This window comes from Paenibacillus sp. FSL P2-0089, assembly GCF_038595095.1.
In the GTDB taxonomy this organism is placed as follows: Bacteria; Bacillota; Bacilli; order Paenibacillales; family Paenibacillaceae; genus Paenibacillus_AQ; species Paenibacillus_AQ silagei.
Map to the genome: position 1 here is coordinate 256,563 of NZ_CP152006.1, position 19,273 is coordinate 275,835.

A 19,273-nucleotide genomic window follows, 5' to 3' on the forward strand; every position below is an offset into this window, starting at 1 on the left:
TATTAGTCTTTAGGAGTGGTGAAGTGTTGTGAAGAAAAGTAGACAAACCCCCGTGCTGGTCGCGGCCTCGATCCTGCTGATTATTATCAGCAGCCTGATCCCGTCGGATCAATCGACTTGGCTGGGGGCGTTACAGACCCTTCTGCTGGGAGCCGGACTGCTCGGCTGCTGTATGGCTTTTTGGCGGTTTGCCAAGGGCGGCAAGGGTGGGAAGGGCAAGAGCTGAGTTCGATGTACTGAACGGCCGTTGGAGACAGGATCACTGCATGGGATGGTTGAGCTATGTAAGGTGAGCCAAGCACTGCATGAGTGCTGGCGCTGAGAGTCAAGGACGAAGTCGCGGCGGATGCTGCGGCTTTATTTGTTAGAATTTATATGTTTTGGGGTCCCCGCAAAGTACCTGAGTCATCATCAAAGCTAAAGCCCCACTTTGTGGGGGGGATGTTGTTTTGTAGGCGGACTCAGCGGCCCTTATTTTGTGAAAAAGACCGATTTTCTCCCCGTTACGGACTGAGAGGACCTTAAAGGGCTGTATGGAGCGCAAAATGAGCTGGAATGGGTTAATTAAGCGCCTCTCAGTCTGCATGGCCTTCGGAATGGTCCCATCTGCTGAAATAGCGGATCTGTAGTCCGCATGGCCCGCTATCCATCTCCTTTTGTCGCATCCGTACCCAAAATCCGCCACATCCAACTTATTCCGCCGCACTCATTCCTATATCCCGCGTATCCCGCGTTATTCCCAGTCTCAACCCGCCGAAGGACGGTGCACAGCAGGCAAGGCTGAGTGTGCGGCTGCCATCTGTTCACGTATTCCTCTGAGCCGGGCCTTGAGCTCGGGGACGCTGCACTCCAGAATCTGGCTGATGTCGGACAGGGGGAGCTGGATGCCGTACCATAAGGCACTGGCAACGTGATCGTCCCAGCTCAGCGGCGCAGAAGCGCAGCGGCTGCGGTCGTGGGCGAGCATGGCACACTGGCGGATGCACTCTCTGTAGGCAGCCGCAGCAGCGGCGTCCCCTGAGAGGCGGCCCTTCAGCCATAGTGGATGGAGGGCCACGAAGGTGGCGGTTGCAGCTTGTTCGGCGCGGACGCCTTGCTCCAGCAGCAGGCAGCTAAGCGCATAGACGGGACCGCTATATTGCTGGGTGTAGTGGTTAAATCCGGCAGCGGCGGTTAGTTTGGGCGATAAGGGGTCAGGCATGTGGTCACGTTCCTTCCTGAATCTATACTGTGCAGTTCATTCCAGCGCGCAAAAAACCGCAGGCAGAGGAGGACCTCTGCCTGCGGTTGTGGGTAACAGGCTTAAGACGCCTGGCACAAAAGCGTGGCGGATCAGGGCTCTCTCTTGGCGCTTACGAGGTTAGCTGTCGGATTCGGACGGTGAGAGTCGCCCTACCTGCCGGAGACCTGCGCGTGGCATTCTCCTTTGGATTCACCCCAAGTCGGCCTGACGGCCGGATGGTTCCCCCGTTTTCCACATGACGGAAATTCAGCGTGCATGCATATGCTCATTTTCATGAATGCATTCATTTGCTTTCAACACGAATCATACTCTCTTCAGAGGGGGTTTGTAAAAATGGAAAAGAGTGCTATTCGCCTTATTTTCAGCAAATGGCTGAATGGCTAAGCAAATGGAAGCCAAAACTCATATATGTAGCAGATTATCTGCCATTTATCTCGCTCAAGCGCTGTTTTTTATTTTTGGCAGACGGCGGTGGGAAAGAAGGGTTCTCCATGTATCAGCTCACCACCAAAGCGGCTCATTCTGATTCTTCCAGGCAATAATCCGCTTCATCTCACGAACGGTTCCTGTTGTAATCTCATAGTCGCTGCGTTCAGCGGCATGAAGGTCCAGGAAATGCAGCATCCCTCCATAAGTCCCCACGGCCAGCATGGTCTCATCCGGATCGACAGCTAATCCAGAAATGGTGCTTCCGGCATAATAACGCCACAGCTCCCGCCCCCCTGTATCAATGAGCCTCAGGTAGCCATAGGCATCGCCAATGACAACACCGTCCTTCAGTGCCGCCGCCGCATATACCCGGGCTTCCTCGTTAACAACCGGATATTCCTGATCGGACGGGAGCTTTCCTGCTTCCGCATCTTCAAGGGACACAGCAAGGGTAACGCCATTATAGAAGTGGCAGGCATTGTACCATACGCTATGCTGGTCCTTCGTAAATATAGTATAGTGCGGGTAACTGGATTCCGGATTGAATAAGTGAACCTGCCCTGAAGTTGTGTCATATAAAAGATGATCACTGCCCTGGCTGCCATAGGCAATCCATCTTCCATCCGGAGAGACGGCACCATGCGGCATGTCGATCTCGATATGCTCCATCTCATCTGCTTTATATTCTTCGAGATCAGGATGCAGCAGCTTCACCTCCCATAGCTTCACCTGCGATTGCTGGACCAGGAAAATTCCCTGGCTCGTAACAAGCAATAATGCTTGGCCCCCGTTAAAAGGAATGACTTGCTCCAAGGGTAACTCCTGTTCCAAGCTGTCTATGTTCAAAACAGTAAAGTCCGGGTCCAGCGCTTGAATCGTGCCATTCAGCTCACGCCATGTGAGATCTGCTACAACTATTCCTTGTAGAGTGCTGTTTATGGATTGCATAATGGTAATGCCTTGAGTTCCGGCGAGTGCATAGAACTGATTGTCAGGAGATGCCCCAACCAGGCTAAACTCGTCGAATACGGAAATAACATCCTTATGTACAGCCACAACTGCATTCTTCTCCCAAGGTGAGCCGGTGCTGAACACCACAGCATCATCACTTATGAAATGGATACCGCGAATCGCCTGCATCTCCTTCTGGAAGTGCCCGGAGAGCGGCCACGTTGCCGCCGGTAGTTGCTCCCGCAGCTCAGCAATCTCACCGTGCTCATTAGCTCCTCGAATCATCTTATAGATTTTGGCGGCGAGGCCCCCGCGTGTATCCTCTGCGGGTTCCTTTCCCGCTTTGTCCCAGCCTTCCGTCAGTCCCTTATGTACGAATTGATTGACGTCGCTCACATAACGTTGTCCTTCTTCACGCCATTTGGCGGCATGCTCATCCTGTAGCCACTTCAAAGGATCAATCCTCCTTGTCCAGATATATATAAATATACAATTATTTCATCGATGAATCGCAAAAAAAGGCGCTGCTCCTGTTGAGAGGACAGCACCTTTGTGTATATTACAGAACAGCAGCATCCATAAGCTCCTGAAGCTCAGGGAGATTGAAGCCCTTGACCGCCCGGTCCCCGGATACGGTGACTGGAATGCCCATGAAGCCCAGCTTCTCCACTTCCTCCTGATAGACGGAGCTGGTCATCACATCCCGGACCTCGAAGGGAATGCCCTTGCTCTCCAGCAGCTGCTTGACCTGATTGCACTCGCCACAGCCGGAGGTTGAATAGACAATTACGTTCGCGCTCATTGTTCCACTGCTTCCTTTATCGCTTTTTGGGTAATCTTCCAGTGTGAGGTGTTCCAGCGGACTTCGCTGTCCTCCAGCAGGAAAATCTGCGGGGATTCATGCTTGATCCCGAAATCCTCAGCGATCTGATTGGAGACAGGACGGTCTTCGATCACATGGACCACGGCTGCAGGAGTATCTGAATGCTGTGTATAGGCCTGGAATTCCTCGTTGGCCTTGGCGCTGATCGGGCAGGTGGTGCTGTGCTTGAAGAGCAGTTTTTTGCCAGGCTGCCCGATATATTGCTGTAATTCTTCCTTAGTGTGGATTTGTTGAATAGACATCGTAGGATCACCTTCCTGGGTAAGAGTTAATGAAACCTGTTGTCAACAATTGTGTTGTTAACAACTATTAATCATGATTGTAGCATAGTTCAAAATTAAAGCAAAAGTAAAGTTCTGCTTAGCCTGCCCTCCCTTGTAGGATGTTGTTAACGGCCTGCAGCCATGCTAATGTGAGAGGGATGGACCTAGGCTCGTAGCATAATTATGCAGATAGGAGGGGGAGCTCATGAAAAGGGTTGCCTGTGTTACCGGTGCTGACCGTGGACTGGGATTATTCCTCGTTCGTTCTCTTTTGGAGAGTAAATACATGGTGTTTGCCGGACAGTATTTGCCGGACCCTGCGCTACTTGAAGCTTTGAAAGCGCAATACCCGGATAGCCTGAAGCTGGTTCCTCTCGATATCGGCAGTGCAGGGAGCGTAAAGGAGGCCGCGCGGAGTATTGCCGGAAGTACAGGGCACCTTGATATGATTATCAATAACGCAGGGATTATCCACAAGTCTGATGATGCAACAGTGCTCGTGGATATGGATGATGAAGCTATGGCGGAGATTTATAACGTGAACACGCTGGGTGCGCTGAGGGTGAGCAATGCATTGATGGGCTTACTGCTGCAAGGCCGCCAGCGTCTGGTGGTTAATATCTCGTCGGAGGCCGGAAGCATCGGGCGGAACAAGCGGATCAATATGTATGGCTACTGTATGTCGAAGGCCGCGCTTAATATGCAGTCTTCGCTGCTGCACAATCACCTGCGTGCGATGGGCGGACAAGTGCTGGTCTTCCATCCCGGCTGGCTGCAGACGTATATGAACGGGGAGAAGGATGCAGAGGCACCTGTAACTCCTGAAGAATCAGCAGGCAAGATTATGACGATCGTTCATAACCACAAGATGTATCTGGCCGAAGAACCGGCTTATATCGATCTGGACGGCAATCTCTGGCCCTGGTGACAGCGGCAGGGGGAACGAATCAGGGGTGACACTGACTTTCCGGTCAGGCTAACTTGGCAAAAGAGAGGTGTGTGTAGCATGTCTTCATACAAAGCATTGGCGTTCGGCAGCTATACCGAAGTGAAGTATCATCCCTTCGAGGGGGTAGACCGTGAGCTGGAGCAGCTCCTTGAGCCGGAGATTCAGGTGGTCTCTACGGAGGATTACGGACGGATGAACCAGGCAGAGCTGGCAGAATGCAGGCTGGTGGTCTCCTATACGGAATTCTCCGAGGAGCAGTTACCCGCTTCGCAGAGCGGAGCCTTACTTGCTTATGTGGCTGGCGGCGGCGGGCTGCTTGTCGTGCATAACGGCATATCTCTGCAGCGTAATCAGGAGCTTGGGGCGATGCTCGGTGCCCGGTTCACCCATCATCCGGCGTTCACGACGCTTCAGATGAAGGTGACTGCGCCGGAGCACCCGATTATGGAGGGGATCTCTGATTTTGTGATCGAGGACGAGCCTTACTATTTCGAGCAGCATCCCCACTTCGAGACAACGGTGCTGGCCGAATATCTTCATGACGGAGCGATGAGACCGGCGGCATGGTGCCATACCTTCGGCGAAGGCCGGGTGGTCTATCTGATGCCTGGGCACCATCTGCCTTCCTTCTCTTCAGAGCCGCTGCGACGGATGATCCGCAGAGGCGGATTATGGGCTGCCGGAATGCTATAGTACGTGGCACTTATGAACAAAGGCAGGATACCGCTTGGATAACATGCGGCGTCCTGCCTTTGTGTAGAGGATGGGATGATCAGCTATGATGCCCTATTTTGGGGGGCTTAGCCTCAGCAACAGGGACGACCCCGTTCTGATGAAGAGCCTCCAGTACCTCTGCCCGCAGCGTATCGGTGAAGGCAGCCCAGACTTTTTTGCCGACATCCAGCTCTTGGCGTCCAATCGATTGCAGCGTCTCAAGCCATACCCGCTTGTCATTAATGAGTCCGAGCTGGTCCTGGATGTCCTTATAGAAGGCTTCATGGGCATGGAATTTCTGATCCAGCGCAAAATCAGCCGCATTCGCCGTATACCGCAGTTCCTTGGCGGCGATTCGCAGCTCATGAAGAGCTTCGAAGGCTTCTTTTGATTCAGCTTGAGGACCCTTGAATAAGGTCTTGCAAGCTTTTTTCTTCTGTTCAAAGGCGACTTCAAGCTCGCGCATGGCGACATTGGCGTCTTTTTTGGCAGCGAGGGGCTCTAGCCCTGTCTCGATAAAAGGTGTCCACAGCGCTTCGAGCGCTTGGCCGGACAGCTTGGGCAGTGCCTTCCTCAGCTTCTTGCGGGCGGCCTTCCGTGTATCCTTCTGGTGTTCGATTACCGCCTTCAGCAGCTTGGCAGTCTTCTTATCACCAGCAGCCTTCGCTGCCTTGCGGCGGGCTTCAAACGACCCGATCAGCACATCTGCATCACGGACTCTGCCGAGCTTCTTCTGGGCCTGCTTGAAGCTGTCATACAAGTCTGCCGTTGCAGTATGGCCCGGATCAAGAATGGACAACAAGGTCAGCAGCTTGCGGCTATTGACTCTGGCCTGATGAATATCCTCATCGTTGAACTCTTTGCGAACATCCTTGCTGTAGTCCTGAAAATTGATGTACAGCTTGCTCATGGCCTGTTCCCATTGCCTGGATTTGCTTAGTTGCCTGTCTTTTGCCTGTGGTTCGGTTGTCATGCAGCATCACTCCTAGATGTTGTGTATAGCATGAGCTTATGCGCGAATCTTATGGCTGGTATATTCTTCTGTACTACATTAAGGATAACGGGTTCGCTTCGCTATTTCAAATCTGTAAGGGCATACACTGCCGGTTGTACGGTGCGGGGAGAGATCGGTTACAATGTGAATAGTTAACGGAGTTAAGATTGGCCAGGGCTTATAGATAGAAAGGGGAATCAGCATGCGGAGTGAACCTTATGATGTACTGGAGAGCGGGGCGGCGGGAATACTGCCGGAGCAGATGGTCCTCTTCACGCATACCAGCGGTGAAGCAGGGGAAGAAGGGGAAGAGTCATCTGCGGAGGATATGCTGATTCCGTTTGCTTTTGAAGAGGTGCTGTGCCGTGATGTCGGGGCCGGGAGGGTCCCGCCGGTGCTGCATCTCTGGAGCCACCCCGGCGGAGTGGCGCTTGGGCTGCGGGACAGCAAGCTGCCCCGCGCAGCAGAGGCGATGCAGGCGCTGGAGCAGCAGGGCATCCGTACGGCAGTCCGCCATTCGGGCGGCGCTGCGGTGCCGCTGGATGCGGGAGTGATCAACGTGTCCCTGCTGCTGCCGAAGCCTGCGGGCAAGCTGGACTTCCACGATGATTTCCGGCTGCTGGCTTCGGTGATTACCGAAGCAGTAGCGGCGGGCTATCCGCAGGCAGCAGCGCAGATCCGGGCAGAAGAAGTCACCGGGTCGTATTGCCCCGGTGACTTCGACCTGGCGATCGGCGGCCGTAAGTTCTGCGGCATTGCCCAGCGCAGACAGAGCAACTCGTACTTCGTCCACGCGTTCGTGATTGTGTCCGGCACGGGGCTCGCGCGCGGAGAGTGCATCCGCCGCTTCTATCAGGATGCAGCGGACGGCGATGCTTCCCAGGACTATCCGCGCGTGCAGCCGGAGACCATCGCCGCGCTTGCGGAGCTTGGCGGCCCGTCTACAGCGGCCGCCTTCATCGCAGGCATCCGGCAGGCGCTTGCCGGCCGGGGAACCCGTCTGCTGCCGGCGGAGCTTCTGCAGCAGGAGACAGGCTACAGCCTGCGGTACAGCGACCCGCAGGTGCTTGAAGCAGCGCGTATGCTGCGCGAGAGGTACGCCCGCTGAAGCGGGCGGCTACTGGCGGCAGCGACGGGTGGCTGAATGTATGCGAAAAACAGCATACAATGTGCAGCTGGGGTGTGCACGGGCCGAATGTATGTGAAAAACAGCATACAATGTGCAGGCTGGGGTGTGCGCGGCCGAATGTATGTGAAAAACAGCATACAATGTGCAGGTTGGGGTGTGCGCGGGCCGAATGTATGTGAAAAACAGCATACAATGTGCAGGCTGGGGTGTGCACGGGCCGAATGTATGCGAAAAACAGCATACAATGTGCACGCGCGAGGGTGAGCGGGCCTGAGGCAGTCCAAGAGGCTGATTGCGGGGGCAAGAGATGCCGCCCCCCTGCGATCAGCCTCTACATATCCCCTCCGCCCCTACTACCTATACAACTCCGGACGCCGGTCCGCGAAGACCGGGATCTGCCCCCGTACCTCCCGGACCCGGGCGAGGTCAAGCTCGCCGCGGAGGATCTCTTCGCCCCCGGAGGCCTCGCTGACAATCTCGCCCCAAGGATCGATGATCAGGGAATGTCCAGCGAAGGTATTCGCCGGATCTGCCCCTGCCCGGTTACATGCTACAACGTAGCACTGGTTCTCAATCGCCCTGCTGATCAACAGCGCGCGCCAGTGAGAGAGGCGGGGCAGCGGCCATTCGGCGCTGATGAACAGGATCTCGGCCCCTGCGGCCATATGAACCCGGACCCATTCCGGGAACCGGATGTCGTAGCAGATCAGCCCGGCACAGGAGATACCGTCCAGCGTGAACAGTCCCTTGGCTGCGCCGGGCTGGAGGTAGAGATGCTCCTCCATCAGCTTGAACAGATGCAGCTTGCTATACTCCCCGGTGCACGCCCCGCTGCGGTCAAAGACATACATACTGTTCGTAATGCCGCCGTTCTCCTGCCTGACGGCAATGGAGCCGGCAACGATATTCACGCCGTATTCTAGGGCCAGACCTGATATCAAGGCACCCGTGGTATGTCCGCCGTGATCTGCGATTTCGCCCAGCCGGGTCAGGTCATATCCCGTTGTCCATAGCTCGGGAAGAATAATGCAGTCTGGACTGCCGGCGGCAGCCTCACGAATTTTGCGATCGGCGGCAGCATAATTCACCTCCGGTTTGCCAAATGCTATATCGAGCTGAATCAGGGCTATTTTCATACTGGCAGCCTCCTCCAAAAATTATTAGTTGACGGGTCAATGAATTGGGTGTAAAGTATGTTTTGTCGAAAAGGTTTTGCACAATTTATTTGCGTGAGGGGGTTAATCTTGAGCGAAGTTCAGCCCGATGAACATAAGATCTTCGAACTGCTACAGGCCCTGCACAAAGAAATCGGCCCCAAATTCGAGCGCTGCGCCGGCATGACTCCGACCCGCTTCAGGCTGCTGCAAGAGCTGTACAGGATTTCCGAGATCAGTCAGATTTCCCTGCAAAAGCTTCTGGAAATCGATGCAGCAGCGGTTACCCGCCACTTAAAAGGGCTTGAAGAGAACGGGATGATCGCCCGCCGCAATAATCCAGCCGATAATCGGGTGACTCTCGTCTCCCTGACTGGTCAAGGCCGTGAGCATATCAATGCCTACCGGGAGAACAAGACCGAGTTCATCAGCGATCTGCTGAACGGATTCAATGAACAGGAGCGCACTGTGCTCGCAGAGATGCTTACCCGGCTGCAATATAACATTAATTTACTGTAGCCGGAAACAATAATCAAACCATTTTAAAGGAGCAAATTATCATGAACACTACCAAAAACAATGATTACATCAGCATTATTACAGGACGCCGCTCTATCCGCAAATATGATTCATCCGTCAAAATCAGCAAAGAGGAAATGACAGAGATTCTTACTGAAGCCACGCTGGCGCCTTCCTCCGTGAATATGCAGCCTTGGCGTTTTGTGATCATCGAAAGCCCGGAAGCCAAAGCTAAGCTGGCCCCTATTGCCAAGTTCAACCAGACTCAGGTTGAAACCTCCGCAGCGGTGATTGCCGTATTCGGTGATATGAATAACTTCGATTACGCTGAACAAATCTACGGAACGGCTGTAGAACGCGGACTTATGCCTGCCGAGGTGAAAGAAAGACAGCTGGCCGCCCTGGGCGCCCACTTCGCCAAGCTGCCCGCAGATGTGAACAGAGAGACCGTGATGATTGACGCCGGTCTGGTCTCCATGCAATTGATGCTGTCCGCCCGCGCACACGGGTATGACACCAATCCGATCGGCGGATTTGAAAAGGATCAGATCGCGGAAATGTTCGGTCTGGACAAAGAACGCTACATTCCGGTCATGCTGATTTCGATCGGCAAAGCACTGGAAGAGGGCTACGCCTCCGTCCGTCTGCCTATTGACACGATTGCCCAGTGGAAATAATACTCTATACCCATGAAATTCTAGGAGGAATATCCAAATGATTATTATCCATGCGCTGCTTCATGTGAATCCTGCACGGGAGGAAGAGTTCCTGGCCACAGCGAAGCCGCTGATTGCCGCCACACACGAAGAAGAAGGGAACCTGTCCTACGAGCTGTATAAGCATGCAGCAGACGGAAGTCTCTATATTATGGTTGAGACCTGGCGTGACCAGGCCGCCGTTGCCGCTCACAACACAAGCCCTCACTTCACCGGCTTCGCCGCCAAAGCGGGAGAGTTCCTGACCGCACCGCTTGATGTTAAGGTGTATAGCGCTGAGGAATTGAGCAAATAATTACGAATTAAGCGGTTCACCCTATATGATCTGGAATCCCGGGATGCTCCGGCAGTCTAATGACTGCTGCGGGCATCTTTTTTTAAGGGAATAATTTATATGTTTTGGGATCCCCGCAAAGTACCTGAGTCATCATCGAAGGTAAGGCCACACTTTGTGGGATTATTTTGATAGGTGCCATGCCGTTTATAAAACGTACAAGCCGGGTATCTTACCTTACCCTTACTTGGCTTGTCATTTGCTGACGAAGCAAGGCGGGGAAGAACGAAGGAGATGAAGACAGCATGACTAATCTACATAATAATCACCGGTTAACCTCAATCCCTGCTGCTGCCGAGCAGGACGGGCAGCTTCAGCAGGATCTCATAGATTACGTGAATTATCATATTTCGGGCGGCTCCCTGGCCTCGCTTACCGAAGGCGCGGAGGAGGCTGAGCCGGCGTTTACCCCTCTTTTGCAAAATGATACCGCACGCGCTTACCGGCAGGAGTGCGGTGGCGTCATAACCGATATGAAGCAACTCGGGCAACTGCCGGGTATAAGCCAGGAATGGCTTAATCAGCTCGCGGATACAGTAGCAGGACTCGACTCCGGTAAGCTCAGGGCTCTGGCCCCGCAGACCACCCGGCATAACCGGGTAGATCCTTATGTGAACGGGCCGCAATGTCTGGGCATGCTGCTCGGCGAGATCGGCAAGGCTGAGCGTTATATTCATCTGTCCGTGATGCTGTTCTTCAATGACCATTCAGGGAACCTTATCGCTAGTGAGCTGCTTCATGCACTTGAGCGCGGGGTAGAGGTTAGAATCATGGTGAATTATACGGTCACTGCGCTCGGATACGGCCAGAACCTGGAGGTGGGGCAATTCTCCAAGATTGCCGGGCGTCTGGAGCAGGCAGGTGCGAGGCTCCTGGATACCTTCCACTCCTATTACGGTGCAGAGGAATGGGCTGCGAAGCGCAAGGTGCTGAAGTCACAGGGCGTGCCTGAGAGCATCCTTTTTCTGCAGGATAAGGTTCAGGAGGATGTGGAGGTGACCGGGCTGAATGTGATTGACCACCGCAAATTCATGATTATAGACGGAATAACTTCCGTTATCGGCAGTCTGAATATCGGGGACCAGTATACGTTCGCCACCCCCATTCAGGAAGCCCCGGATCAGCAGGTGGAGGGACGTCCGCTCGGTATCCCCGCGAAGGAAGAGGAGTGGCATGACGGCTGCTTCCGCATTCAGGGGGCTGTGGCCCAGTCGCTGAACGCTGTTTTTCACTCCAGGTGGCTGCTGCTCGGGGGAGATCACTTTGACCTGGCGTCACCCTTCTATCGTCCTGCGGTGGACTATGCGTTCGGGGAGGAGGAGTGTACGCTCTTCGCGAGCTTTCCCGGCAACCCGGTGAATCTGATTCAGCAATATATTCTGGATGTGATCACCTATGCGGCCGATGAGACCCTTATTGTGAATCCGTATCTGATCGATCAGGCCTTCTGGGACCGGTTGGGTGAAGTGGGACCGGAGCGCGCCTGCCATCTTACCATCTGCAATCCGCTCCTGGTTAATGATCATCCGACGAACCGGGCGGCGGTGCGCAGCAACATGTACGTTCCCTTTTGTAACGGCGTATCCTTCTATGATTATAGTGCGACTGAACGCTTCTCCCACTGGAAAATCATCTACGACCACAGAGCGCAGGCGGTATTTCACGGCTCTTATAATATTAATGAACGGAGTGCCTGCCATGATTACGAGCTGGGCCTGCTGGTGAAGGGCAGAAGCCTCGCGGAGAAGGTGAAGCACATGATTGATTATGACCTCAGCGTCTCCCGCAAAATCACCGACAAACACGAGTTCTTCAAGCATCCCTGGCTGCATCCCAGCACGTATCTGAACAAAGCAACGCAGAATTACACCTGATATCCTCTCCGGCGCCCTGTCATGTATAATGACGTTATACCAATGAACGAAGATGGAGCTAATGAAGATGAACATACACATTCTTGGACAAGGTCCCCGGACCGGGGAAATCAGATTCGCGGCAGCACAATGGGGGGAAGCCAGAGCCATCTGGTGCGGGCCGCCTGTTCAGCCGGGTGAGGAATGGGAGGCAGAATGGGAGCTGCCGGCGCTGTTCATGAGCTGGGTCGATATTGTGCCTGCTCCCGGCGGTGCCTTTGGCCTGCGTATCGAAGGGGACACGGTCATCCTGACAGGCGTGCTGGAAAATATAGAGGAGGACGGAACGGGTTATCTGCGGATCGGCCGCGACCTGATCATGTTCGAATGCCTGGGTGAACCGATGGCGCTGGGCGGCTTCGTCGAGCTGAGGACCCGTGAAGCGAGGCTGTATCCGGTGAATCTGTAGGGGCCGCAGGGCCCCCGGCGGACGAACTATTTCCTGTCCCGGCATAGCCACCTTCAGGCAAATGAGCTAATATAATATAGATTGAAACAAGTAACAGCATAAGGAGCAGAAGTCTGATGAACAGCGATATTCAACAATTTAAGACGGAATTCTTCAAGGCGCTGGCTCACCCGATGCGGATTCGGATTCTGGAGCTGCTTAGCGAAGGCGAGAAGAATGTGAACGAGCTGCAGGCGATCCTGGGGTCGGAAGGCTCTGCGGTATCCCAGCAGCTGGCCGTCCTCAGGGCCAAAAATGTGGTCACCAGCGTCAAGGAAGGGACCACTGTCATCTATGCCCTACGTGATCCTCTGATTAAGGAGCTTTTGGCTGTAGCCAGACAGATTTTTGACAATCATCTGGTGAGTACCATTTCCCTGCTTGAAGGCATCCGCAGCGAATAACCCCGGGCCCCGGGGGGCGGATTACCCCGTTGACAAGAGCAGCGGGCAGGAGTAATGTGGGTATTATATTCAAATAATCAGATATTCAGAGAAAAGAAGGTTATAGGATGACAGGGTGGGGCCGTTTCAAAGGCTATAACATTGCTTCGCTGCGCAAGGATATCATTTCAGGGACAATCGTCGGCGTTATTGCCATCCCGCTTGGGATGGCATTTGCTATTGCTTCCGGTGTGAAGCCGGAGTACGGAATCTATACAACCATTGTGGCCGGCATACTGATTTCCTTATTCGGCGGGTCCAGGTTCCAGATTGGCGGGCCTACGGGTGCATTCATTCCTATTTTGTTCGCTATTGCCATGCAGTACGGGTATGAGAATCTGCTGATTGCCGGAATGATGGCCGGGGTGATTCTTGTCTTGATGGGTGTTCTGCGGCTGGGGGTATTGATAAAGTTCATTCCGAAGCCAGTGACCATTGGTTTTACAGCGGGGATTGCCGTTATTATCTTCAGCGGGCAGATTGCGAACTTCCTTGGCCTGAGGGACATGAAGCGGCATGAGAGCTTTATCGACAATATGAAGGAGATCGGGGCGCATCTCTCCACAATCAATCTGTACAGCATTCTGACTGCGGGAGTATGTCTCGGCGTAGTGGTGCTGGGGTTGCGGTTTGCCCCGAAGGTGCCGGGTTCTCTGATTGGACTGTTGTGTGCCACGGTTATCGCAGCCCTGTTCTTCAGCGGCAAGGTGACGACCATTGGCTCCGCCTACGGAGATATCCCGAATACACTCCCCAGCTTTCACTTCCCGGTCATTACGTGGGAGAAAATCAAGCTGCTGGTCCGTCCGGCCTTTGTCATTGCGCTGCTGGGGGCCATTGAGTCGCTGCTCTCCGCAGTCGTGGCCGACGGCATGTCGGGCAGCCGCCATGACAGCAACCGTGAGCTGATCGGCCAGGGGGTGGCCAATATCGCCGCGCCGCTCTTCGGCGGGATACCGGCTACCGGTGCGATTGCCAGAACTGCCACCAATATACGCAGCGGTGCCGCTTCTCCGCTCTCCGGGATCATTCACGGTGTGGTGGTGTTCCTGATCCTGCTGCTGTTCGCCCCTTACGCCTCCAGCATTCCGCTGGCAGCGATGGCTCCGATTCTGATGGTCGTAGCCTGGAATATGAGTGAACGCAAGGAATTTCTCCACCTGCTGAAGCTGAAGACCGGGGATTCACTGGTGCTGGCGATTACCTTCCTGCTGACGGTATTCGCTGATCTGACCGTGGCGGTAGAGGTGGGGCTGATCCTGGCCGTTGTGCTCTTCGTCAAGCGTATGGGTGAGGTGCATAGAATCTCCAAGGTGCTGCCTGACCCGTCTTCCGTCAAGGTCGAGGCCCATATGGTAACAGAGAGCCACGACTGTCCGCAGATCGGAATCTACAATGTGGAGGGACCGCTGTTCTTCGGCGCTGCCTACCGCTTCGACCACACCATGCCCGAGCTCGGCCCGGATCAGCCTAAGCTTATCCTGCTGCGCATGGGCAAGGTACCGCTGATGGATACGACAGGTGAGGCCAATCTGGCAGCGCTGGTGAAGGAGCTGCAGGCCGCTGGCGGCAGACTGATGATCTCAGGCATCCAGAGCCAGCCGCTGGAGCTGCTCAAGAGAACGGGGCTGTACGACCGGATCGGTGCCTCCCAGTTCTATGATCATACCGGTGAAGCGATCAATGATGCGCTGGGCAGCGTGAACCCCAGCCGGTGCCGGGGCTGCGCGCATGCGGCCTTCAGAGAATGCAGCGCCCTCTCGGGGCTGGAGGAATCCTCATCGCGCAGCGCTGCCTTCAAGGGGCGCACTCCGGCGGTGGCCCGCAAGCTCAGCGGCGGGGTATAGCCCGCGCAATCCGGGGCTAAGAAGGATAACAAAGGCAGCCGCTTGGCGGCCAGTCCGCAATCTCCGCAATTGCAGTGCCCTGTTAACGTCACACCAGCAGTGCTGTCCTTCATGGGCGGTACTGCTTTTTTATTCTTAAGAAAAGGTGTACGCGGAAAACCGAACACAATGCGCAGCGTGAGGGTACAGCAACCGATATTGGACTATCCAGCCCCATATTTGTACAATTACAGAAATGGACTATATCAAGGTTAGGAGATTATCCTTCATGAAAGAACTGAATTATACCAAGGTCTTCATCCTTCTGGCTGCTATGACGGCGGCAACACTTGCGGTATACCGCGTAGTTTCGCTTCAGACAGATACGTTCTATGCCTTTCTGCTCTGGAATCTGTTTCTGGCTTGGGTGCCGTTCTTCTTCTCCATGGCTGCGCATGAGCTGGATAAGCGGAAGATCGGGGGGCTGCTGATTTTGCCGCTGGGCGTAGCCTGGCTGCTGTTTTTTCCGAATGCGCCATATATTATGACTGATCTGATCCATCTGACTGTCCGCAAAAGCAAGTATATCGTCGGCGGAACGATCCAGAACCGGTACTGGTATGATCTGACTACCCTCCTCCTGTTCACCTGGAGCGGCTGGCTGACCGGATTCTTCTCCCTGTACCAGTTCCAGCACGTGATCTACCGCAAAAGCAACATGCTGCTCTCGTGGGTCTTCGTCCTGTTCGCCTGTGTCATGGGCGGCTACGGCGTCCTGCTCGGCAGAGTCTACCGGCTGAACAGCTGGGATGTGCTGACGGACCGCCATCAGCTCTACCGGCTGGTCATGGACAGTCTGAACCGGCAGTCAGTGTTCTTCAGCCTGTTCGTCGCCTTTGTGCTGCTGGTGATCTATGCCACGATGTATTGCCTGCTGAACGGGCTGGCGGACGGGAGCCGCAGGAGTTATTCCGAGGGCCGGAGGAAGATAGGTTAAGTGTCCTGCTCATCGCCGAGTTCCGGCGGAAGCTCCATGTCCATGTCCATCTCCATCTCCAGCTCAGGAGCCGGAACATACTGGTAGCGCTCCAGGTCAACCACGCCCCGTTCATCGAAGATAACGCCCTCTCCGGTTAAATATAGCTGCTGCAGGGAGGCGAATTCGTCTTCGGTGAGCGAGATCATTCCTTTGGCGTTGATGACCCTGTGCCACGGCAGCTTGTACTTCCTGCTCATGGAATGAAGAATGCGCACGACCTGCCGGGCCGCCCGGGGACTTCCGGCCGCCCGGGCAATCCCGCCGTAGGTCATGACGGAGCCTTCCGGGATCGACTGAATAATGAGGATAACTTTTCGCGTGAATGGTGTCATTTTACGTGCTCCTTTTACCTTTCTCTGTAACAGTCCCACCGCTGTTATCTAACTGTACTAACCATAACATAAAGCGGCTGCTGCAAGGAGCATTTGCCTTAGTGGAGCAGCGGCTGACGATATCATACGAAGCCTGGACTCAACCTGCCCCTCTTTTACAGAGCGGGCTTATTTGCTGTGCCGTTCAAGGGCTGGGCGGCTTCTGCTTCTCCTATCCAGCAAATTCTGGCGAATAGGAGTTAGAGAGACGGGGGATAATCAGAGCAATAGATCTCTGAGAGGAGTGATAGCGGTGAAGAACAAGCAACCTGCACTGAACAGCGAAGCTGCCGGTACCCTATCAGCGTATCCCCCGCTAAGCCCTTCGCTGGAGGAGACAGTGGAGCGGCTGCGGAAGATATTCAATAACGACGGGACACTGAGAGTAAGGATTATAGAGAACAGCCAGGGCGCTCCCGTCCGCTGCGGGTTAATCTATGTCGATGGAATGGTGGACCGGAATCTGATTCAGACGGGGATCATCAAGCCGGTACTCGCCTACCAGCCCGCAGAAGAAGAGCACCGGGACCCTAAGGTTCTGATGGAGAGAATCCGGTTGACTGTCATTGATACCCCAGATGTCATGGTCTCCGAGGAGATGGACGGACTGATCGGGGCGGTCATCAGCGGGAAGGCGGTGCTGCTGCTGGAAGGCTATGCCGGAGGGCTTCTCATCAATGTTCAGGGATGGGACTCCAGAGCGATAGAAGAGCCTACTACAGAGAAAACGGTGCGTGGCCCCCGTGAGGGCTTCACCGAATCGCTGCTTGTGAATCTGACCCTGATCCGCCGCAGGGTGCGCGATCCGGATCTGAAATTTGAATTCACGGAAATCGGAACACGCAGCAAGACGCAGACCTGCATCTGCTATATGGGGAGCCTGGCCTCTCCCGACATTATTAAGGAGCTGTATGACAGGCTGGAGAAGGTGGAGCTTGATCTGATTCTGGACACGGGTTATCTGTCCGAGCTGATCCGTGACGAGCCCTACTCTCCGTTTGAAACCGTTGGAAGTACCGAACGGCCGGACACACTTGTGAGCAAAATCATGGAGGGCCGGGTTGCGGTCCTCGTCGAAGGCACCCCTTTTGCGCTGACCGTTCCTTATGTATTCGTTGAGAACTTCCAGGCCAGTGAGGATTATTATATCAACTATTATTTTGCATCGTTTAACCGTGTGCTTAGAGTGTTGGGAGCCTTCATGTCGATCAGTATCCCGGCCGCTTATATTGCCCTTGTAACCTATGCCCAGGAGATGGTCCCCACTCTGCTCCTGCTTAGTATTGCGACTGCCAGGCAATCGGTGCCTTTTCCAACCATAGTGGAAGCGCTGCTTATGCTGACCATCTTCGAGGTGCTGCGGGAAGCGGGGGCACGGATACCGACAGCGATTGGCCAGGCTGTAAGCATTGTCGGGGCGCTGGTGCTGGGCCAGGCTGCTGTGGATGCGCGGATTGTCAGTGCGCCGATGGTCATTGTGGTGGGATTGACAGGGATAACGACGCTGCTCAATCCGAGGCTGACCGGACCGCTGATCATAGCCAGACTGGTGCTGCTGGGCACCACCTTCTTCCTGGGCCTCTACGGGTATTTCTTCGGTCTGCTCGGTCTGGTCATTCACCTAATGAGCCTGCGCTCCTTCGGCGTCTCATACATGCTCGGGGTAGGCTCGATCCGCCCCCAGGATATTAAGGATACAACCGTCCGGGCGCCCTGGTGGGATATGAACTTGCGCCCTGCGGTGATTGGCATGCGCAACCGGAGACGGAAACCGGCCAAGAGACCGGCCAAGCGGTCATGAGATCTCTGCTGAGAAGGTGTACCTCTCTTATCGCACTGTTGCTGCTGCTGAGCCTGGGACTCACCGGCTGCTGGAATTATGCCGAGGTGGATGATATGGCGATTGTCGCCGGAGTGGCCATTGATAAAAATGAGGATGGGGAGCTGCTGCTTACAGCAGAGGTAGTGGATACAGGCGGGTCGGCGGACAAGGCCCAAGCGGGCTACAAGATGGTCAGCCTCAGCGGGAATACGATGTTTGAGATTGTCCGCAATATGATCTCTATGACAGGCAAGAAGCTGTTCTGGAGTCATGCGAAGGCAATCATCATCAGTGAGGAAGCGGCCAGAGAGGGGCTGGTCAAAGTCATTGACTGGTACAGCCGGGACACGGAGACCCGGTCGGATGTGTTCATCTTCGTGTCTGGAGAGAAGACGGCCCGCGAGGTGCTCAATCTGAACAGTACCACGGAAGCGATCCTGTCCTTTGAATTGGCCCAGATGATGCGTGACGAGAGGTATACGAATACCGCCCCGACTGTGGAGATCTGGGATTTCATCGACAAGCTGGAGACTTCGGGGATTAATGCGACGGCTCCAATCATTCATATTCACCGGAAAAATGGTGAGGAGAGCGAAAGGGTGGTAGGTACCGCCGTATTCGTGAAGGACCGGATGGTGGGCAAGCTGAGCGGCGATGAGACGAAGACGATGCTTATCGTCAAAAATGTACTGAAGGGTGGGGTGCTGGCTGTAGATGATAAGCGGGGGAATCCCGCGTATTCGCTGGAGATTATCTCCAATCAGACCAAGCTGAAGCACCAAATGGTGGATGGCAAGCTCCAAATAGACATTCGTACTGTAACCAAGACAGCGCTGGATGAGGTGATGACACCGGATGGATTCCTTAAGGATGAGACGCTTCAGGATATCGAGCAAAGGGCAGCCGAGCAGCTGCAGGCAGATATTCTTGCGTTAATTCATAAGATGCAGCAGGAATACGATGCTGATATTTTTGGCTTTGGCGAGAGCTTGTACGAGAACCAGCCTAAGCTCTGGGACAAAGTGAAGGACCGCTGGCCTGAGGTCTTTGCCGGTCTTGAAGTGAGCGTCAAGTCCAAGGTGACGATACAGAGCAGTGCCAAGACTTCGCGGGCCATCCGGCTGGGGGATTAA

21 protein-coding genes and 1 riboswitch are annotated in these 19,273 nt (G+C 54.6%); of the genes, 14 read left to right on the forward strand and 7 right to left on the reverse strand.

Annotation, left to right across the window (positions count from 1 at the left end; genetic code table 11):
- Window positions 1–28 precede the first annotated feature (28 nt).
- Window positions 29–226 carry a hypothetical protein gene (locus NST69_RS01080; protein ID WP_339253280.1) on the forward strand — a complete coding sequence of 66 codons (198 nt, stop codon included), beginning with the start codon at window positions 29–31 and terminating at the stop codon, window positions 224–226.
- A 519-nt stretch (window positions 227–745) separates the two neighbouring features.
- On the opposite strand, the gene NST69_RS01085 is transcribed toward NST69_RS01080, so the two are convergent.
- From NST69_RS01085 to ytxJ, 4 genes are all read right to left on the reverse strand, one after another.
- Window positions 746–1,201 (reverse strand): hypothetical protein, encoded by a 456-nt coding sequence (locus NST69_RS01085; protein WP_036722198.1) that lies wholly within the window; start codon window positions 1,199–1,201, stop codon window positions 746–748.
- 134 nt (window positions 1,202–1,335) lie between these two features.
- A riboswitch (cyclic di-AMP (ydaO/yuaA leader) is annotated at window positions 1,336–1,505 on the reverse strand.
- A gap of 239 nt (window positions 1,506–1,744) precedes the next feature.
- On the reverse strand, window positions 1,745–3,076 hold the full coding sequence (locus NST69_RS01090) for a hypothetical protein (protein ID WP_342548241.1): 1,332 nt from the start codon (window positions 3,074–3,076) through the stop codon (window positions 1,745–1,747).
- Between the two features lie 106 nt (window positions 3,077–3,182).
- The gene (locus NST69_RS01095; protein ID WP_036722203.1) at window positions 3,183–3,425 is read right to left on the reverse strand and encodes a glutaredoxin family protein; all 243 of its coding nucleotides are present in this window, start codon (window positions 3,423–3,425) and stop codon (window positions 3,183–3,185) included.
- Window positions 3,422–3,748: a bacillithiol system redox-active protein YtxJ gene (ytxJ, locus tag NST69_RS01100; RefSeq protein WP_076083788.1), complete on the reverse strand. Its 327-nt coding sequence runs from the start codon at window positions 3,746–3,748 to the stop codon at window positions 3,422–3,424. Before ytxJ ends, NST69_RS01095 begins: the two co-directional genes overlap by 4 nt.
- A gap of 226 nt (window positions 3,749–3,974) precedes the next feature.
- Between ytxJ and NST69_RS01105 the strand changes: the two genes are divergently transcribed.
- Both NST69_RS01105 and NST69_RS01110 read left to right on the forward strand, forming a co-directional pair.
- Entirely contained in the window at window positions 3,975–4,697 is a 723-nt protein-coding gene (locus tag NST69_RS01105) for an SDR family NAD(P)-dependent oxidoreductase (RefSeq protein WP_036722209.1), read from the forward strand.
- Window positions 4,698–4,775: 78 nt separating this feature from the next.
- Entirely contained in the window at window positions 4,776–5,411 is a 636-nt protein-coding gene (locus NST69_RS01110) for a ThuA domain-containing protein (RefSeq protein ID WP_342548242.1), read from the forward strand.
- A 79-nt stretch (window positions 5,412–5,490) separates the two neighbouring features.
- Here NST69_RS01110 and NST69_RS01115 read toward each other — a convergent pair whose 3' ends face one another.
- Complete coding sequence (locus NST69_RS01115; RefSeq protein ID WP_342548243.1) at window positions 5,491–6,405, reverse strand: CHAD domain-containing protein; 915 nt, start codon at window positions 6,403–6,405, stop codon at window positions 5,491–5,493.
- 223 nt (window positions 6,406–6,628) lie between these two features.
- On the opposite strand from NST69_RS01115, the gene NST69_RS01120 reads away from it, so the two are divergent.
- Window positions 6,629–7,534, forward strand: coding sequence for a lipoate--protein ligase family protein (locus tag NST69_RS01120; protein ID WP_342548244.1), 906 nt, complete (start codon window positions 6,629–6,631; stop codon window positions 7,532–7,534).
- A gap of 374 nt (window positions 7,535–7,908) precedes the next feature.
- Here NST69_RS01120 and NST69_RS01125 read toward each other — a convergent pair whose 3' ends face one another.
- The gene (locus NST69_RS01125) at window positions 7,909–8,691 is read right to left on the reverse strand and encodes a carbon-nitrogen family hydrolase (RefSeq protein WP_342548245.1); all 783 of its coding nucleotides are present in this window, start codon (window positions 8,689–8,691) and stop codon (window positions 7,909–7,911) included.
- Between the two features lie 108 nt (window positions 8,692–8,799).
- On the opposite strand from NST69_RS01125, the gene NST69_RS01130 reads away from it, so the two are divergent.
- From NST69_RS01130 to NST69_RS01165, 8 genes are all read left to right on the forward strand, one after another.
- Complete coding sequence (locus tag NST69_RS01130) at window positions 8,800–9,228, forward strand: MarR family transcriptional regulator (protein WP_051477777.1); 429 nt, start codon at window positions 8,800–8,802, stop codon at window positions 9,226–9,228.
- Between the two features lie 41 nt (window positions 9,229–9,269).
- Window positions 9,270–9,905 carry a nitroreductase family protein gene (locus NST69_RS01135; RefSeq protein WP_155991204.1) on the forward strand — a complete coding sequence of 212 codons (636 nt, stop codon included), beginning with the start codon at window positions 9,270–9,272 and terminating at the stop codon, window positions 9,903–9,905.
- 37 nt (window positions 9,906–9,942) lie between these two features.
- Entirely contained in the window at window positions 9,943–10,239 is a 297-nt protein-coding gene (locus NST69_RS01140; protein ID WP_076083848.1) for a putative quinol monooxygenase, read from the forward strand.
- A 284-nt stretch (window positions 10,240–10,523) separates the two neighbouring features.
- A complete protein-coding gene (locus NST69_RS01145; protein ID WP_342548246.1) occupies window positions 10,524–12,152 on the forward strand; it encodes a phosphatidylserine/phosphatidylglycerophosphate/cardiolipin synthase family protein in 1,629 nt (542 codons plus the stop codon).
- Between the two features lie 67 nt (window positions 12,153–12,219).
- Window positions 12,220–12,600 (forward strand): hypothetical protein, encoded by a 381-nt coding sequence (locus NST69_RS01150; protein WP_036722224.1) that lies wholly within the window; start codon window positions 12,220–12,222, stop codon window positions 12,598–12,600.
- A gap of 116 nt (window positions 12,601–12,716) precedes the next feature.
- Window positions 12,717–13,043, forward strand: a complete 327-nt coding sequence (locus NST69_RS01155) for a metalloregulator ArsR/SmtB family transcription factor (RefSeq protein WP_036700195.1) — start codon at window positions 12,717–12,719, stop codon at window positions 13,041–13,043.
- A 107-nt stretch (window positions 13,044–13,150) separates the two neighbouring features.
- Window positions 13,151–14,929, forward strand: a complete 1,779-nt coding sequence (locus NST69_RS01160; protein ID WP_342548247.1) for a SulP family inorganic anion transporter — start codon at window positions 13,151–13,153, stop codon at window positions 14,927–14,929.
- A 268-nt stretch (window positions 14,930–15,197) separates the two neighbouring features.
- Window positions 15,198–15,905 (forward strand): DUF1361 domain-containing protein, encoded by a 708-nt coding sequence (locus tag NST69_RS01165; RefSeq protein ID WP_342548248.1) that lies wholly within the window; start codon window positions 15,198–15,200, stop codon window positions 15,903–15,905.
- On the opposite strand, the gene NST69_RS01170 is transcribed toward NST69_RS01165, so the two are convergent.
- Window positions 15,902–16,279: an MGMT family protein gene (locus NST69_RS01170; RefSeq protein ID WP_342548249.1), complete on the reverse strand. Its 378-nt coding sequence runs from the start codon at window positions 16,277–16,279 to the stop codon at window positions 15,902–15,904. The genes NST69_RS01165 and NST69_RS01170 overlap by 4 nt on opposite strands.
- Before the next feature lie 292 nt (window positions 16,280–16,571).
- Here NST69_RS01170 and NST69_RS01175 point away from each other — a divergent pair, with 292 nt between their 5' ends.
- Window positions 16,572–18,119 carry a spore germination protein gene (locus NST69_RS01175; protein ID WP_342548250.1) on the forward strand — a complete coding sequence of 516 codons (1,548 nt, stop codon included), beginning with the start codon at window positions 16,572–16,574 and terminating at the stop codon, window positions 18,117–18,119.
- Complete coding sequence (locus NST69_RS01180; protein ID WP_342548251.1) at window positions 18,116–19,273, forward strand: Ger(x)C family spore germination protein; 1,158 nt, start codon at window positions 18,116–18,118, stop codon at window positions 19,271–19,273. The genes NST69_RS01175 and NST69_RS01180 overlap by 4 nt, the downstream gene beginning before the upstream one ends.

What these genes read in the sequence shown, in the direction of transcription:
- NST69_RS01085 (WP_036722198.1), bottom strand. Translation starts at nt 1,201, where the DNA reads ATGCCTGACCCCTTATCGCCCAAACTAACCGCCGCTGCCGGATTTAAC.
- NST69_RS01095 (WP_036722203.1), bottom strand. Translation starts at nt 3,425, where the DNA reads ATGAGCGCGAACGTAATTGTCTATTCAACCTCCGGCTGTGGCGAGTGC.
- ytxJ (WP_076083788.1), bottom strand. Translation starts at nt 3,748, where the DNA reads ATGTCTATTCAACAAATCCACACTAAGGAAGAATTACAGCAATATATC.
- NST69_RS01105 (WP_036722209.1), top strand. Translation starts at nt 3,975, where the DNA reads ATGAAAAGGGTTGCCTGTGTTACCGGTGCTGACCGTGGACTGGGATTA.
- NST69_RS01110 (WP_342548242.1), top strand. Translation starts at nt 4,776, where the DNA reads ATGTCTTCATACAAAGCATTGGCGTTCGGCAGCTATACCGAAGTGAAG.
- NST69_RS01115 (WP_342548243.1), bottom strand. Translation starts at nt 6,405, where the DNA reads ATGACAACCGAACCACAGGCAAAAGACAGGCAACTAAGCAAATCCAGG.
- NST69_RS01120 (WP_342548244.1), top strand. Translation starts at nt 6,629, where the DNA reads ATGCGGAGTGAACCTTATGATGTACTGGAGAGCGGGGCGGCGGGAATA.
- NST69_RS01125 (WP_342548245.1), bottom strand. Translation starts at nt 8,691, where the DNA reads ATGAAAATAGCCCTGATTCAGCTCGATATAGCATTTGGCAAACCGGAG.
- NST69_RS01135 (WP_155991204.1), top strand. Translation starts at nt 9,270, where the DNA reads ATGAACACTACCAAAAACAATGATTACATCAGCATTATTACAGGACGC.
- NST69_RS01140 (WP_076083848.1), top strand. Translation starts at nt 9,943, where the DNA reads ATGATTATTATCCATGCGCTGCTTCATGTGAATCCTGCACGGGAGGAA.
- NST69_RS01145 (WP_342548246.1), top strand. Translation starts at nt 10,524, where the DNA reads ATGACTAATCTACATAATAATCACCGGTTAACCTCAATCCCTGCTGCT.
- NST69_RS01150 (WP_036722224.1), top strand. Translation starts at nt 12,220, where the DNA reads ATGAACATACACATTCTTGGACAAGGTCCCCGGACCGGGGAAATCAGA.
- NST69_RS01155 (WP_036700195.1), top strand. Translation starts at nt 12,717, where the DNA reads ATGAACAGCGATATTCAACAATTTAAGACGGAATTCTTCAAGGCGCTG.
- NST69_RS01160 (WP_342548247.1), top strand. Translation starts at nt 13,151, where the DNA reads ATGACAGGGTGGGGCCGTTTCAAAGGCTATAACATTGCTTCGCTGCGC.
- NST69_RS01165 (WP_342548248.1), top strand. Translation starts at nt 15,198, where the DNA reads ATGAAAGAACTGAATTATACCAAGGTCTTCATCCTTCTGGCTGCTATG.
- NST69_RS01170 (WP_342548249.1), bottom strand. Translation starts at nt 16,279, where the DNA reads ATGACACCATTCACGCGAAAAGTTATCCTCATTATTCAGTCGATCCCG.
- NST69_RS01180 (WP_342548251.1), top strand. Translation starts at nt 18,116, where the DNA reads ATGAGATCTCTGCTGAGAAGGTGTACCTCTCTTATCGCACTGTTGCTG.